This is a genomic window from Thiorhodococcus mannitoliphagus (assembly GCF_010915725.1).
GTDB classification, from domain to species: Bacteria; Pseudomonadota; Gammaproteobacteria; order Chromatiales; family Chromatiaceae; genus Thiorhodococcus; species Thiorhodococcus mannitoliphagus.
The window spans coordinates 1-13,883 of record NZ_JAAIJR010000034.1 but is presented as its reverse complement, the minus strand read 5'-3'; the positions used below and the strand labels follow the sequence as shown (position 1 = coordinate 13,883).

Annotated in this window: 16 protein-coding genes and 1 pseudogene; 11 read left to right on the top strand and 6 right to left on the bottom strand. The window is 64.0% G+C overall.

Annotation, left to right across the window (positions count from 1 at the left end; translation table 11 throughout):
* Positions 1-3 precede the first annotated feature (3 nt).
* From narH to G3480_RS10250, 7 genes are all read left to right on the top strand, one after another.
* Positions 4-1,554, top strand: coding sequence for a nitrate reductase subunit beta (narH, locus tag G3480_RS10280; RefSeq protein WP_164653798.1), 1,551 nt, complete (start codon positions 4-6; stop codon positions 1,552-1,554).
* Between the two features lie 2 nt (positions 1,555-1,556).
* Positions 1,557-2,282: a nitrate reductase molybdenum cofactor assembly chaperone gene (locus G3480_RS10275; protein ID WP_164653797.1), complete on the top strand. Its 726-nt coding sequence runs from the start codon at positions 1,557-1,559 to the stop codon at positions 2,280-2,282.
* The gene (locus G3480_RS10270; RefSeq protein WP_164653796.1) at positions 2,282-3,814 is read left to right on the top strand and encodes a respiratory nitrate reductase subunit gamma; all 1,533 of its coding nucleotides are present in this window, start codon (positions 2,282-2,284) and stop codon (positions 3,812-3,814) included. The genes G3480_RS10275 and G3480_RS10270 overlap by 1 nt, the downstream gene beginning before the upstream one ends.
* A gap of 172 nt (positions 3,815-3,986) precedes the next feature.
* Complete coding sequence (locus G3480_RS10265; protein ID WP_164653795.1) at positions 3,987-5,087, top strand: tellurite resistance/C4-dicarboxylate transporter family protein; 1,101 nt, start codon at positions 3,987-3,989, stop codon at positions 5,085-5,087.
* 53 nt (positions 5,088-5,140) lie between these two features.
* On the top strand, positions 5,141-7,507 hold the full coding sequence (locus G3480_RS10260; RefSeq protein WP_164653794.1) for a molybdopterin-containing oxidoreductase family protein: 2,367 nt from the start codon (positions 5,141-5,143) through the stop codon (positions 7,505-7,507).
* Positions 7,498-7,980 carry a cyclic pyranopterin monophosphate synthase MoaC gene (moaC, locus tag G3480_RS10255; protein ID WP_164653793.1) on the top strand — a complete coding sequence of 161 codons (483 nt, stop codon included), beginning with the start codon at positions 7,498-7,500 and terminating at the stop codon, positions 7,978-7,980. The genes G3480_RS10260 and moaC overlap by 10 nt, the downstream gene beginning before the upstream one ends.
* An 81-nt stretch (positions 7,981-8,061) precedes the next feature.
* On the top strand, positions 8,062-8,685 hold the full coding sequence (locus G3480_RS10250; RefSeq protein ID WP_240905737.1) for a hypothetical protein: 624 nt from the start codon (positions 8,062-8,064) through the stop codon (positions 8,683-8,685).
* 68 nt (positions 8,686-8,753) lie between these two features.
* On the opposite strand, the gene G3480_RS10245 is transcribed toward G3480_RS10250, so the two are convergent.
* A complete protein-coding gene (locus tag G3480_RS10245) occupies positions 8,754-9,044 on the bottom strand; it encodes an IS4 family transposase (RefSeq protein ID WP_164653792.1) in 291 nt (96 codons plus the stop codon).
* 97 nt (positions 9,045-9,141) lie between these two features.
* Here G3480_RS10245 and G3480_RS10240 point away from each other — a divergent pair, with 97 nt between their 5' ends.
* Complete coding sequence (locus G3480_RS10240) at positions 9,142-9,324, top strand: hypothetical protein (RefSeq protein WP_164653791.1); 183 nt, start codon at positions 9,142-9,144, stop codon at positions 9,322-9,324.
* A 175-nt stretch (positions 9,325-9,499) separates the two neighbouring features.
* Here G3480_RS10240 and G3480_RS10235 read toward each other — a convergent pair whose 3' ends face one another.
* The 5 genes and pseudogenes from G3480_RS10235 to G3480_RS10220 form a co-directional block, all read right to left on the bottom strand.
* Positions 9,500-9,853, bottom strand: a complete 354-nt coding sequence (locus tag G3480_RS10235) for a DUF5615 family PIN-like protein (RefSeq protein ID WP_164653790.1) — start codon at positions 9,851-9,853, stop codon at positions 9,500-9,502.
* A complete protein-coding gene (locus G3480_RS10230; protein ID WP_164653789.1) occupies positions 9,850-10,188 on the bottom strand; it encodes a DUF433 domain-containing protein in 339 nt (112 codons plus the stop codon). The genes G3480_RS10235 and G3480_RS10230 overlap by 4 nt, the downstream gene beginning before the upstream one ends.
* A 22-nt stretch (positions 10,189-10,210) precedes the next feature.
* Positions 10,211-10,402, bottom strand: a complete 192-nt coding sequence (locus G3480_RS29720; protein WP_476718467.1) for a helix-turn-helix domain-containing protein — start codon at positions 10,400-10,402, stop codon at positions 10,211-10,213.
* Positions 10,394-10,801: pseudogene (locus G3480_RS10225) on the bottom strand (recombinase family protein); the annotation flags it as partial. The pseudogene G3480_RS10225 and the gene G3480_RS29720, both read right to left, overlap by 9 nt.
* 293 nt (positions 10,802-11,094) lie before the next feature.
* Positions 11,095-11,301, bottom strand: a complete 207-nt coding sequence (locus G3480_RS10220) for a site-specific integrase (protein WP_164653788.1) — start codon at positions 11,299-11,301, stop codon at positions 11,095-11,097.
* A gap of 198 nt (positions 11,302-11,499) precedes the next feature.
* Here G3480_RS10220 and G3480_RS10215 point away from each other — a divergent pair, with 198 nt between their 5' ends.
* From G3480_RS10215 to G3480_RS10205, 3 genes are read left to right on the top strand one after another with little or no spacing between them, the layout of a single operon-like run.
* Positions 11,500-12,741, top strand: coding sequence for a tyrosine-type recombinase/integrase (locus G3480_RS10215; RefSeq protein WP_164653787.1), 1,242 nt, complete (start codon positions 11,500-11,502; stop codon positions 12,739-12,741).
* Positions 12,738-13,676: a tyrosine-type recombinase/integrase gene (locus G3480_RS10210; RefSeq protein WP_164653786.1), complete on the top strand. Its 939-nt coding sequence runs from the start codon at positions 12,738-12,740 to the stop codon at positions 13,674-13,676. Before G3480_RS10215 ends, G3480_RS10210 begins: the two co-directional genes overlap by 4 nt.
* Positions 13,673-13,864, top strand: coding sequence for a hypothetical protein (locus tag G3480_RS10205; protein WP_206171652.1), 192 nt, complete (start codon positions 13,673-13,675; stop codon positions 13,862-13,864). The genes G3480_RS10210 and G3480_RS10205 overlap by 4 nt, the downstream gene beginning before the upstream one ends.
* Positions 13,865-13,883 lie beyond the last annotated feature (19 nt).

Below are 13,883 nucleotides of genomic sequence, written 5' to 3'. Positions count from 1 at the left end.
CTCATGCGCATCAAGCAACAGATGGGAATCGTCTTCAACCTGGATAAGTGCCTGGGTTGTCAAACCTGCACCATTGCGTGCAAGAACGTCTGGACCAACCGCGAAGGCGCGGAATACATGTTCTGGAACAACGTCGAGACCAAGCCCGGCGCGGGTTATCCCAAGCAGTGGGAAAACCAGGAGAAGTACCGCGGCGGCTGGAAGCAGGACCCGGAGGGCGACGCGCCTAAGCTCAATCAGGCGTCGCGCTTCTGGGAGATGATCAGCCTCTTCTACAACCCGGTCTTGCCGCAGATGGACGCCTACTACGGCAAGGGGCCATTCACCTTCACCTACGAGGACCTGCACTCGGAGCAGCCGACCAAGTATTCCCAGCCGGTCGCGCGTCCCAAGTCGCAGATCACGGGCGAGGAGGACATCGAGCTGACCTATGGGGTCAACTGGGAGGACAACGGCGCGGGCACCCACGAGGAGGGGACCGGCTCGCTCGATTACAACTTCAGCGACATGACGCCGGAGGCCCGCAAGGCGCTGCTGAAGTTCGAGCAGTCCTTCATGATGTACCTGCCCCGCATCTGCAATCACTGCCTGAACCCAGGCTGCGTCGGCTCCTGTCCCTCGGGCGCCAACTACAAGCGCGAGGAGGACGGCGTGGTCCTCATCGACCAGGACCGCTGCCGCGGCTGGCGCTACTGCGTCTCCGGCTGTCCCTACAAGAAGACCTACTACAACTGGCGCACCGGCAAGTCCGAGAAGTGCATTCTCTGCTTCCCGCGCCTGGAGACCGGCCAGCCGCCCATGTGCTTCCAGGCCTGCGTGGGGCGTATCCGCTACCTGGGTCCGCTGCTCTACGACCTGGACCGCGTGGCCGAGGTGGCCAACACCCAGGACGAGAAGGCGCTGGTCGCGCGCCATCGCGAGATCATCCTCGACCCCTTCGATCCGGAGATCATCGCGGAGGCCAAGCGCCAGGGCATCTCGGACAACTGGCTGGACGCCTGCCGCCGCTCGCCCGTCTACAAGATGGTCAAGGAGTGGGAGATCGCGCTGCCGCTGCATCCGGAGTTCCGCACCCTGCCGAGCCTCTTCTACATCCCGCCGGAGAGCCCGGTGCAGACGGCCAAGCCGAACGACCGCGGCACGCTGGACATGGTCGACGGCGGCTCGGTGCTGCCGGACCTCAAGGAGTTCCGCATCCCCATCGAGTACCTGGCGCGCCTGCTGGCCGCGGGCAATACCCAGGAGGTCGAGAAGGCCCTGCTGCGTCAGCTCGCGCTGCGCGAGTTCCGCCGCCAGGAGCGAGTCGAGGGCCGCACCGACGACAGCATCCTCAAGGCCGTCGGTCTGAGCGTCGAGCAGGCCAGGCACATGCATCGGCTGCTCGCGCTGGCGCATTTCCACGAGCGCTTCGTCATCGCGACCTCGCGCACCGAGGACACCGACAACACGCCCTATCTGGAGCGCGGCTTCACCGGGTACGACCTCTTGGCTCCGGAACAGAGTCCCAAGCGGCGCACCTCCTTCCACGGCAACAAGATGGGCGTGGGGAGCTGACCATGAATACGGTTCGACTGACTGAATCCTTCTCGGAGGGACTGGGATCGACGGGGTCGGCGAGCTGGGATCTCGGGGCCATGTACGGGGTGATCGCGGAGCTGTTGCTCAATCCATCCGTCCGGGATGCCGGACGGGTGGAGCGGTATCTCGAAGCCCTGCCACGGACGCCGATGCGTGAGTGCATCGAGCGTTTCCTGGCCTCCCCAGCCGCGCACGATGTCGATGAATACACCCAGACCCTGGAGCTGACGCCGCCCTGTCCGCTCTACCTCGGGGCGCACCTGTACGACGAGCCCAACTCCTGTCGGGGCGCGGGGGCCTGCGGGCGCAACCAGTACATGATCGAGCTCAAGGCCATGTACGAGCACTTCGGGTTCGACCTGGCCGGGGCCGACCTGCCGGATTTCCTGCCGGTGATGATCGAGTTCCTCGCGATCAGCGTCGACCACCCGGAGCGCGACGGCATTGGCTTGCGACGACGCTTCGTCGACCAGTATCTCTTGCCGGGCATCCCGCCGATGCGCAAGGCGCTGCAGAAATACGAGAGCGTCTACGACCTCCTGATGGAGGCGCTGGAATCAGTCGCGGAGGAGGACCAGGAGCGTCTCGCCGACGACCCGGTCTGGCTCGCCCCGGAGGTCAAGGCGACCATCCCCGTGCGCATGGGTAGCCCGGCTGGAGAGCCGTCGTCTCAAGGTCTATCAATGACAGGGTGGGAACGTTGATGAACGACTATCTGGGTTCGAGTTATCTGATCTGGGGTGTCTTCCCCTACGTGGCGCTCACGCTCTTCTTCGTGGTGCCCTTCATCCGCATGGTCTACCGGCCCTTCGGCATGAGCACCCGCGCCAGCGGCATCTTTCTCGGCCGCGACATCCTCGGCCTGGCGACGCATCTGCTGCACTGGGGCATCTTCCTGGTCTTCTTCGGCCACCTAGCCGGATTGATCGGCGGCATCCTGGGGTGGGGCGCTTGGGTCGGGGCCTTCTTCTGGATGGCGACGCTCGGCGGGCTGGCAGCCATCACGGGCTCGATCATCGCCCTGGCGCGTCGAATCCAGGTGCCCGAGATGCGCGCCATGAGCCAGCCGGACGACTACATCGTGCACGGCTTTATTATCGCCATCCTGGGTATCGCCATCTACCAGGCGCTTGTCCATAAGATCTGGGGTGTGTCCTTCACCGCCGCCCCCTGGTTCGCGAGTCTCTGGCGGTTCTCGCCGCAGCCCGAGCTGATGGCCTCCGCGCCGCTGCTGACCAAGCTCCATGTACTGCTCGCCTTCGCCTTCGCGGCCTACTTCCCCTTCACCAAGTTGATCCACGCCTGGACGCTGCCTGTCAACTATCTCGTCCGGCCCTATCAGGTGCTGCGCACGGCGGCGAAGAAGTTCCAGAACGGCTGGGTGATGGGCTGCTGGGAGTTCAAAGGGGTGACCGACAAGTCCTACATGAGCTATCTGGCCATCGGCGTCCTCGTGGTCCTGGGCCTCATCGGTCTGACCCTGCCGGGACCGAGCATGGATGGTCTGGTCCAGGAGGCACAGGCAACGACGATGACGGCGGCCCGATCCGATGCCGCCCGCTCGCGCCCGGTGCTCGATGGCTATCCGCTCTATGTGAGTCAGTGCGCCCGCTGTCACGGTCTGGAGGGGCAGGGCGATGGTCCTGGCGCCAAGTCGCCGACCTTCGCCGCGGTCCCGCGCGACCTCACGGCCGGGCACTTCCAGTTCATTTCGACTAGCAATGGGGTCGCATCGGACGCCGATCTGCGTCACGTGGTCGTCAATGGACTCGAGGGGTCGGGGATGCCGAGTTTTAGCCGGCTCTCCGAGCGACAGGTGGATTCCCTGATCGAAACCGTCAACTTCCTGTGGAAGGGTCGGCCCGCGCCCGGCGAACGGATCCAGGTCCCTCCGAGACCGGCGACGACAGCGGCCATGATCGCGCAGGGCAAGCAGGAGTATGCCAACCAATGCACCGTCTGCCACGGTGCCAACGGCGCGGGCGACGGTGTTCTGACCAAGCTGAGGACGGATGCCGCCGGACACGTCATCCCGCCTCGCAATCTGAGGACGGAGCCGCTGAAGGGCGGATCGAGCCCGACGCAGCTCTACTACCGCATTGCCGCCGGGATGCCCCGCGCGAAGGATGAGTGGCTCATGCCCCATTACGCCAATCTCGGGCCAGAGCGGATCTGGGCGATCATCGCCTACCTCGAGCAGGACATCCTGCCGCCTGGGCAGGTTGCGAATCGGTAGTGGTCCATGGGGACAGCGGCCCGGCAGGCTGTCGCAGGAAAGGCGCCGCCGGCCGACGGCCGCGGAGCCCATCGCTGTCGAATTCACCGCCGGGGGATGAAAACGATGGGTCTCGGCGCGCTCTACTCATGTCAGGCATCGGATCAGTCCCGTTCTAACCAGGTCACGAGCGATGCGATACCGGACGCGCAGGCAGGCTGTCGCGAGCCTGACTCAGGATTGGATCGCGAGCCTTCCGCCATCCTCATTCGCGCTGGTGATGGCGACAGGCATCGTCTCCATCGCGAGCGAGACACTTGGGCTGCACTGGTTGGCGCTGCCCTTGCTTCTGGTCAATCTCGTGGCCTTCGCGGCCCTCTGGGTCATGACGCTGCTGCGTCTCTTCATCGATCCGGCGCGCCTGATGGGCGATCTGCGGGCGCATGCGCTGGGGCCGGGGCACTTCACGATCGTTGCGGGAACCTCCGTGATCGGGGTCCAGATCCTCATGCTGACCGACCAGGGGGGGCTGGCGGCGGGACTCTGGCTCTTCGCGCTCTGTCTCTGGCTGCTCATCACCTACGCCTTCTTCACGGCCGTCATCGTGCAGCCCGCCAAGCCCGCGCTCACGGACGGGCTCAGTGGCGTCTGGCTGATCGCCTCGGTTGCCACACAGTCCATTGCGGTGCTCGGCACCCTTGTGGCCGATCGCTTCCCGGATCACCAGACGACCGTCCTCTTTCTTTGCCTGCTGTTCTTTTGCATGGGCTGCATGCTGTACCTCAACATCATTGCCCTGATCTTCTATCGGCTGACCTTCATGCCGGTCGAGCCGGGCAGTCTGACCCCGCCCTACTGGATCAGCATGGGGGCCACCGCCATCGCGACCCAGGCCGGCGCGACCCTGATCATCCACGCCGGGGAGTCGCCTCTATTGCTGACCCTGGTACCCTTCCTGAAGGGTTTCACACTCTTCTTCTGGGCCGCGGGAACCTGGTGGATTCCGCTCCTGATCGGTTTTACCGTCTGGACCTATTGGTTGAGGCGCGTTCCCCTCGTCTATACGCCGCTGTTCTGGGGCGCGGTCTTTCCGCTCGGGATGTATACCGCGAGCACCCATCAGTTGGCGCTGGCATTGGAGATCGAGGGATTGAGCCGGATCCCCGCGATGACGGTCTATGTCGCGCTTCTGGCCTGGGGACTGGCCTTTTTCGGACTCCTGCGGCGGCTGTTGCGGGGTGCCGCCGAGATCCTGAATGGCCTCGGTTCGGTCCAGCCGAGGAAGAGTCTTTGAGACATCGAGGCACGATGACAGGCAAAGGCATTGATAAGGCGGGGTGATTGAGCATGTCCGAGATTCATGGCTACTGCCCGCTCTGCATCTCGCGCTGCGGTGCGATCTCGACGGTGGAGGCCGGCCGTCTGGTGAAGGTGCGTCCAGACCCGGAGCATCCGACGGGAGGGAGCTTCTGCGTCAAGGGGCGAGCGGCTCCCGAGCTGGTCCACAGCGACCAACGGCTGCTCTATCCGCTGATGCGCACGCGGCCGAAGGGTGATACGGACCCCGGCTGGCGGCGCGTCTCCTGGGACGAGGCGCTCGACTTCACCGCGGAGCGCATCCGCCAGAGCGCCGAGCACGCTGGCGCGGAGTCGGTCGTGTTCGGGGTCACGACGCCGAGCGGGACGGCCGTCGCGGACGCCTTCGGCTGGATTCATCGTCTGGCGCATGCCGTCGGAAGTCCCAACATCCTTTTCGCGACAGAGAATTGCAACTGGCATAAGGACTTCGGGAGCGCCCTGACGTTTGGATCCAATATCGGCATCCCGGACTTCGATCACACGGGCTGCATGCTCTTTTGGGGCTTCAATCCGTCCACCTCCTGGCCCGCCTACGCGCGGGCCGCCACCGAGGCAAAACGCCGCGGCGCGCGGCTGATCGTGGTCGACCCCCGCCGGGCCGGGCTTGCGGGCTCTGCCGACCAATGGCTTGCGGTCCGGCCAGGATCCGATCTGGTGCTGGCGCTCTCCATCGCCGGGGAGATGATCGAGAACGGTTGGTACGACCAAGACTTCATTGCACACTGGAGCAACGGTCCCTTGCTGGTGCGGTCCGATGATGGTCGTTTCATGGCGGCGGAGCGATCGACCCCACAGGGCGCACAGCGGGTCCTGATGGCCTGGGATGCGCGACGGCAGCGCACGGCCGCCTATGATCCGGTCCGCGGGGCCTACCTCGACGATCCCCCGGACAAGCCGTTGCTGCTCGGCGACGTCGTCTTGCGGGAGCAGGGCCGTGAGGTGCGTTGCCGTCCGGCCTTTCAGGTCTTCGCCGAGTGCTGCGCCCAGTATCCGCCCGAGCGTGCGGCGACCCTCAGCGGCGTGCCGGCGAGGCAGATTCGCGAGACCGCGCGGCTGCTGCACGACTCGGGACCAGTGAGCTTCTTTCATTGGGCCGGGATCTGCCAGCAGGCCGAGGCGACCCAGAGTGGCCGTGCCATCGGTCTGCTGTGCGCGCTGACCGGCTCGTTCGGCGCGCCTGGCGGCAATGTGCGCTTCGCCGTGCCGCCGCTCAACGACATCATGGGCTTCGACCTGCTGCCCCAGGATCGGCTCGGCAAGGCCCTGGGCCGAGAGGACCGACCGCTCGGCCCGCCCGCCAAGGGCTGGGTCACGAGCCGGGATTTCGCGCGCGCGGTGCTCGAGTCCGAGCCCTATCCGGTCAGGGGTCTGCTGAGCTTCGGCGCCAATCCGCTCCTCACCAAGCCCAATACGCCGACGCTCGATCCGGCGCTGCGCGCCCTGGATTTCTATGTCCACGCGGATATGTTCCTGAATCCGACGGCTCAGTACGCGGACCTGGTTCTGCCGGTGGCCTCGCCCTGGGAGAGGGAGGGTCTGGCGGCCGGGTTCCAGCTGGGCGAGCGAGGCTCGCGCTGGCTGCAGCTGCGTCAGCCGGTGCTGCCGCCACAGGGCGAGAGCCGCTCGGATACCGCGATCGTCTTCGCGCTGGCCGACCGGCTTGGTCTGGGCGACAAGTTCTTCGACGCTGACCAGCGGGCGGGACTAAGCCACCAGATCGCGCCGACCGGCATCGGGCTCGAGGAGCTGGAGCGGCATCCAGAGGGGGTTCCCCTCCCGCTCGAGACGGTCTATCGACCCTATCTTCACGACGGCTTCGGCACCCCGACCAAGCGCATCGAGATCTATTCGGAGACGCTGCTCGACGCCGGTCTCGCGCCGATACCGGAGCCTGGGCCGGACCGTCTGCCGCTGAGTGATGCCTATCCGCTGCGCTTGACTACGGCGAAGTGGCCCTACTTCTGCCACAGTCAGCACCATGCCATGCCCTCGCTGCGCGGCAAGCTGCCCGAGCCGCTGGTCGAGCTGGGTCCGGAATTGGCTGAGCGCAAAGGGATCTCGGAAGGCGATTGGGTCAGGATCGCGTCAGCGGTCGGGTCGATGCGGGCGCGCGCCCGCATCACCGATCGGCTCGCGGCCGATACCCTCTGCGCGCAATACGGGTGGTGGGAATCCTGCCCGGAGCTCGGTCTGCCGGACTACGCCATCGACCGCTTCAACTACAACGCCCTGATCGACGATGCGCGTTTCGATCCCGCCAGCGGCTCCAACGCGATGCGCGGCTATCCCTGCGCGATCGCGCGCGTTGTCCCAGCTCAACCACCGGCTACTCAGGTGAATTCTGGATGTCACTAACCCACTTCACTCACGCCGGCGACGCCCATATGGTGGATGTGGGCGGCAAGGCCGTGACACGCCGTAGCGCGGTGGCCGAGGGCTGGATCCGGATGGAGGCGGCAACCCTCGCGCTCATCGAGCGGGGTGGGCACGGCAAGGGTGATGTACTCGGTGTCGCGCGTATCGCCGGTATCATGGGGGCAAAGCGGACCGCCGATCTGGTGCCGCTCTGTCATCCCTTGAGTCTGACCCGTGTTGCGATCAATCTGACCCTTCGCCCCGAGGATCTGGCGGTCCATTGTCGCGCGACTGTCGAAACCAATAGCCACACCGGGGTCGAGATGGAGGCGCTTTGCGCCGTTCAGGTTAGCCTGTTGACCATCTATGACATGTGTAAGGCGGTCGATCGCGGCATGACGATGACGGACATCCGGCTCGTTGAAAAGGCTGGCGGAAAATCTGGCCACTGGCCGCTACGCGGCCAGGCTTAGGTGAATTCTGCAGGTGACTTTACCAAGACATCACACCCCGTAGGATCTTTTCCGGAAATCGCCTGAACGCGGAGTCTTGCCATGAACCCATTGAATTCGATCAAAGGTGTTTGGATCGCTGGTCTGCTCCTCTCGGTCCTGCTTGCCATGATCGTCAATCTCTTCAGCGGTCACGGACTGCTGGAACTCAATGAGCTGGCCCTCCTGCGCTGGGCGCACATCGTCGCCGGCATCATCTGGGTCGGGCTGCTCTACTTCTTCAACTTCGTCCAGATGCCGGCAATTGCGGCGGCCACCGCCGATCAGGGCGGACCAGGGCCGGCCGCGATCGGCAAGTACATCCTGCCCAGGGCGCTGCTCTGGTTCCGCTGGGCGGCACTGGCCACCTGGTTGACCGGCGCCTGGTATCTGGTCCGCACCGACCAGTTGCTCGCCGCTTTCACCCTGGGTCTGAGTCGTGGCGGTGACACGGCGTACGGGCTGCCCATGGGCATCGGCGTCTGGCTGGGGACCATTCTCCTGATCAACGTCTGGCTCGTACTCTGGCCGAATCAGAAGAAGGTCATGGGGATCGTGAAAACCGAAGGCGAGGCGGATCTCGCCAGGGCCAGGAAGACCATCGCCACCGTGGCGCGGATCAATGCCGCGCTCTCGATTCCAATGCTGATGTTCATGGTCGCGGCGGGTCATGGGGTGGCCTTGTGATCCGTCAAGACAGAGGTTTCGCCGACCTGTCGTCTTCGCTATCTATTTCCCACATTGAGCACACCGCATTACGGTCTGGCCGGGATCGAGGGATGAAAGATCGAAAACGTATCGGTGATATCGGACAGTCGCGCCAGTCCGCGCCAGAGTGCGATCGCCCCCTGATTGCCGTCACACTTGCGCCCGAGGAAGCCGCCGAGCTTGGCCAGCATGTGCATCGCCTCGCCGAGGGTTGGCGGTGTCTCGGGCGGATGGGGTGAGCGGTGGTGATGGCAATGCAAGGCTTGCCACTCGGCTTCCTCGAAGAACACCGAGCAGGGCACCTCCGGGGTCTCGCGCCCGAGCTTGCTCTCAGCCACATCACGCGCCAGGCGACCACCAGATCGATGGCGAGGCGGTGGTCCTCGATGCGGCAGCCGCTCTTGAGCGTGCGATGAAACACCTCGACATGCTTGCTTGGAGAAGATCGAGGACGCACGCCTGAATCTGGTCCATGAGTCCGAGGACTTTGTCGACAGTCGGTTCGGTATTGACACGGTCGACACTTCCGAGGTTCTTGAAATCGGTGAAGGGCGCATTGGGTTGGAGCCTTGTGCGCGCCCTCAGCCGATGCGCGTGCTTGAGGGCTTGGCCATGTAATGATCGGTGAAAAACGAGACGCTTCCCTGGTGCTTGCGGACCGTCTCTTACTTGAGTGCGCTCTCTGCCAGCCAGATCCCGAAGCCTTCGAGCAAGATGGCGTTCTCCCCCGGATCTGATTCACCATCTGTTCGAAATCGATCTCGGTTTGCTGTGACATGTCAGCTTCTCAGAGTCACCGCAGCGGCAGGTAACGGACTTGTCCTTCCCTCTCGCCATCCTCGCTACAGGTGGCCAGGAGGACGATATCGTCGATCGCCGAGCGTAGCGCCATTGTCAGGCCGAACTCGAAGACGCCCGGCATGGAATTACTCGCGCGAACGCGCTCGTAGGCAAACGCCGTGATGGTCGCGACGTCGTGGGTCAGCAGGACTCGCTGATGCTCCGCGGCCCACTCCAGAACGCTTGGGTCGTCGGCACCGCAAAGGCCGACGTCCTGGATGCGGACCAAGTCGATGCGCGGCTCGCGGAGCCGGACGCCTCGAACGATGTTGTTGTTGAAGTTCTCGTCGGCGAGCAACCGGATCACGGTGAGCCCTGCTCAGTTTGGCGGGCCATCAGGCGTGCGCGTATGCCGGTCGGATCGAAGAGCCGCTCGTTTGCTTGCCGAACCTCTGCCGAGCGTTGTTCTCGCGTGCGGAGGTAGTCATCCACCTCGGCGGTGTGGGCCAGGTAATAGGCGATGACGGCGTAAACCTGGCCGAGGGAGATCGCTGGATATTGTTCGACGATCTCCTCGGCAGTCGCCCCGTCACGGAAGGCGCTGACAACGCTATCGAGGGTCACACGAGAGCCCCCTACGCGAAAGACCCCAAAAGTATCCGCCGACAAGGGCGGTGTTTCCGCGGCGACAACCATGGTCATGTCGATTCTCCGAGTCCGTTGATTAAGTTGCCGGCGTTGGCTCTGTGGCCACTGCGAGATACCGATAGAAGGTCGCCCGCGAGATTTCCAGCGTCCTGCAAATCTGCTCGACGCTCAGCTCGTGATCGCGATGCATCCGGCAGGCGGTCTTCACGCGGGGATCGTTTCGCGTAATCGCCTTACGCCCACCTTTGCGTCCCCGCGCACGGGCCACAGAGAGCCCTGCCTTGGTGCGCTCCTGGATCAACCGTCGCTCGAACTGCGCGAGCGGCGAGAAGATGTGGAAGACCAATTCGCCGGACGCGCTGGTGGTGTCGATGGCCCCGTCCCGCAATGAGCGGAACGCCACGCCTTTCTCAAGAAGCTCCTAAATCAGGGTCACCAAGTGCGGCATTGACCGGCCAAGTCGATCGAGACGCCAGACTAGAAGCGTGTCTCCCGGCTCGAGTGCGTCGATGCAGGCATCGAAGCCAGGACGCTGGCTTTTGGCCCCGGAGACCTTGTCGACGAAGATCAGCGCGTCGCGGCAGCCTGCCTCCCGCAACGCATCGAGCTGCATGTCCACATCCTGCTCAACGGTGCTTACGCGCGCGTAACCCACCAGTTTTCCCATCAGATCCTCTTCCGCTCGCCTTCTGTCTTGCCTTCACCTCGCCTGCATGGGTAAATGAGACTTTCATTCTCGAAACGAGAAGATGCGACAAGTATGGGCCGTTCTTGAGGCGGTTGCGAACCCCGTTCGCCCGTCTCGTCAAACGACCGTTTGGTGAGACGCCAAAAATAGGCTTTAAAAGTCGGTCGTTTACGCCTTAACGTAAGTTTCCGTTCTTATCGAAAGCTCATCGTTATGGAAAGCAGTCGAGCATCGAGGCCGGCGGATGGCGGCTGGCCAGCCTCGATCGCTTTTCATAACGCGGCCTCCCGAAGCTGGGCGATCAACCGGTCCGGGGCGTTGAAATGTCCACGAGTGAGCGACGGCGGAACCACTGATTCGATCGCCTCAAGCTTCTCCGTCGGGTCGGCCTGGAGGTAGATCTCGGCGGTCTGCATGCTGGCATGACCGAGCCACAGCGCGACCTTGCGCAGATCGCCCGTCGCCTGATAGATCACCATGGCGCAGGAATGGCGCTAATGCCGGGAACGGCATTAGCGCCATAATCCCGGGTGCCGAATAATGCCGGGTAGTGTTGGCGTCCTGCTCCAAGATCTTTTTCGATCAGTGTGTTACTGCTGATTCCATGATTGTCTGACCGGCATTATTCTGATTGTTTCCCAGCGGCGAGTCATCCGATCAGCCACAGAGGAAACATCATGAACGAGCATTGCGACCCCAGACCGGTTGTTTGGGAGAAATTGCAGGCAGGCCTATTGGCGCCGCATCTCAAGGCGGTTAGCCGGGAGCTCTCCGAGCGCGGATACGCGATCACGTCATCGAACTACGCCCTGCGATTGTTCGCCGCGTTAGGGGCCTGGCTTGAGCCATCGTCACACACGGTCCTCGATCTGAATGAGGCTATCCTCGACGCCTTTCTGGCGGAGCGTTATCAAACCCATCAGCCACATCGTCAAGACCGTGCGATGTTGGCCTTCTTTTTAGCGTGCTTGCGCCGGACAGGCGTCCTCGTACCGCGTCCTGAGTGCCCGGATCTTCATCCGACCGCTCCGATTCGGGAGGCATTTCGCGCGCATCTGATCAACCAGCGCAACTTGGCCCCAGAGACGGTCAGCACCTATCTCGACACGGTCACGCGGTTTCTCGACTGGCGATTTGGGGTGCAATCGCCACCCGTCTTGAGCGCCCTCAGCGCTGAGGATGTCAATGCGTTCATGCTCGAGCAGGCACGCCGCTACGGCGCCGGGCACACCCAACTGATCGCCAGTGCGTTGCGCGGATTCCTGCGCTTTCTGCTGCAGTACGGCATCCTGGCCATCGATCTGGCGCAAGCCGTGCCAGCGCCGGCGCGCCGGCAATTGGCGGGCTTACCGAAGTTCATGCCGCCCGAGGATGTCGAGCGCTTGCTGGCCTCGGTCGATCAGACGCGCCCGCAAGGTTTGCGCGATGAGGCCATTCTGCTGTTACTCGCCCGCCTGGGGTTGCGTGCCGGCGAGGTCGCCCGACTGCGCCTGGACGACCTCGATTGGGAGGCGAGAGAGCCGGTCATCCGTGGCAAGTGCGCCCGCGTCGAGCGCTTGCCCTTGCCGTGGGACGTCGGCGAAGCCCTCAGTCGTTATCTGCGCGAGGCCCGACCGGCGTGCATCACCCGCCAGGTCTTTGTCTGTCTGCGCGCCCCGCGGCGTGGCTTCCAAGCCGGCAACGCCGTCGGGACCATCGTGCGCCGTGCGTTGGCCCGCGCCGATCTACATCCGCCACATCAGGGCGCCCATCTGCTTCGGCATTCGCTGCCCACCCGGCTACTGCGCGAGGGTGCGTCTCTGGTCGAAATCGGGGAGCTACTGCGCCACCACAACCTCGACACCACGCGGATCTACGCGAAGGTGGATGAGCCGTCCTTGCGTCGACTGGCACCACCCTGGCCGGGAGGTGCGCAATGAAGACGCTGGCACACGCCCTTGAGGAGTACCTGACCTTACGCCGCGCGCTCGGGTTTTGGATGGATGAGGCGCAGCGCTTGCTGCCGCGCTTCCTGGCCTTTCTCGAACAGCACGGCAGCGTGCACATCACCAGCGAGCTGGCGTTGCAGTGGGCCACTCAGTCGCCAACGCTCTCGCCCGCCGAAGGGGCTCGGCGCTTGACGTTGGTCCGCGGCTTCGCCCGTTTTCGTGCTGCCATGGATCCTCAGAGCCAGGTTCCCGCGATCGGGCTCTTGAGCGCCCGCGCACAACGGGCCATCCCCTATCTCTACACGGAGACTGAGGTCGCGCAGCTGCTGGAGGCCGCCGCCCAGTTGCCCTCACCAACCGGGTTGCGCGCCCAGAGCGCGGTCACCGCCTTGGGGCTGCTGAGCGTGACCGGGATGCGCGTCGGCGAGCTGCTCGCACTCGATGATGCCGACGTCGATCTGACGCTCGGGGAGGTGACGATTCGCCATGGCAAGTTCGGCAAAGCGCGTTTACTGCCCCTGCACGCCACCACCCAGAAGGCACTCCGTGCCTATGTGGCCGCCCGCGATCGCGTCTTTCCGATCGCGCCCACGCCAAGCTTCCTGGTCTCCGAGCAGGGAACACGACTCAGTCAGTGGTCTCTACGAAGAACCTTCGTGCAGCTGTCGCGCCAGATCGGTCTACGCGGGGCGACGGACCGCCACGGACCTCGGCTGCATGACTTTCGCCACCGCTTTGCGGTTGAGGTGCTGTTGCGCTGGTATCGTGAGGAGGTCGATGTTGAACGGCATCTGCCGGAACTGTCGACTTATTTGGGGCATGTGAAGGTGGCCGATACCTTCTGGTACCTTTCGGCCACCCCGGAATTGCTCCAGCTCGCCTTGGACCGCTTGGAACAGGGCCTGCCACTGCAGGTGTGGCCATGAGCGCGCCCCTCACGTTCCCGATCTTGCTGGAACGCTTCTTCACCGAGCGACTGATTCAGCAGAAGCACGTCAGTGCCCACACCATCGCCAGCTATCGCGACACCTTTTGCCTGCTCCTGCGCTACGTGAGTATTCCGATCCAAACCGGACACCAATCCGACGTCAAAGCGGACAGCATTCCGAGCTGAAAGCGGACACTGATCCGAC

Excerpts from the sequence above, each read along its gene's own strand:
- G3480_RS10260 (WP_164653794.1), top strand. The coding sequence starts at position 5,141 with ATGTCCGAGATTCATGGCTACTGCCCGCTCTGCATCTCGCGCTGCGGT.
- G3480_RS10270 (WP_164653796.1), top strand. The coding sequence starts at position 2,282 with ATGAACGACTATCTGGGTTCGAGTTATCTGATCTGGGGTGTCTTCCCC.
- G3480_RS10230 (WP_164653789.1), bottom strand. The coding sequence starts at position 10,188 with ATGACCATGGTTGTCGCCGCGGAAACACCGCCCTTGTCGGCGGATACT.
- G3480_RS10220 (WP_164653788.1), bottom strand. The coding sequence starts at position 11,301 with ATGGTGATCTATCAGGCGACGGGCGATCTGCGCAAGGTCGCGCTGTGG.
- moaC (WP_164653793.1), top strand. The coding sequence starts at position 7,498 with ATGTCACTAACCCACTTCACTCACGCCGGCGACGCCCATATGGTGGAT.
- G3480_RS10205 (WP_206171652.1), top strand. The coding sequence starts at position 13,673 with ATGAGCGCGCCCCTCACGTTCCCGATCTTGCTGGAACGCTTCTTCACC.
- G3480_RS10210 (WP_164653786.1), top strand. The coding sequence starts at position 12,738 with ATGAAGACGCTGGCACACGCCCTTGAGGAGTACCTGACCTTACGCCGC.
- G3480_RS10215 (WP_164653787.1), top strand. The coding sequence starts at position 11,500 with ATGAACGAGCATTGCGACCCCAGACCGGTTGTTTGGGAGAAATTGCAG.
- G3480_RS10250 (WP_240905737.1), top strand. The coding sequence starts at position 8,062 with ATGAACCCATTGAATTCGATCAAAGGTGTTTGGATCGCTGGTCTGCTC.
- G3480_RS10265 (WP_164653795.1), top strand. The coding sequence starts at position 3,987 with ATGCGATACCGGACGCGCAGGCAGGCTGTCGCGAGCCTGACTCAGGAT.
- narH (WP_164653798.1), top strand. The coding sequence starts at position 4 with ATGCGCATCAAGCAACAGATGGGAATCGTCTTCAACCTGGATAAGTGC.
- G3480_RS10275 (WP_164653797.1), top strand. The coding sequence starts at position 1,557 with ATGAATACGGTTCGACTGACTGAATCCTTCTCGGAGGGACTGGGATCG.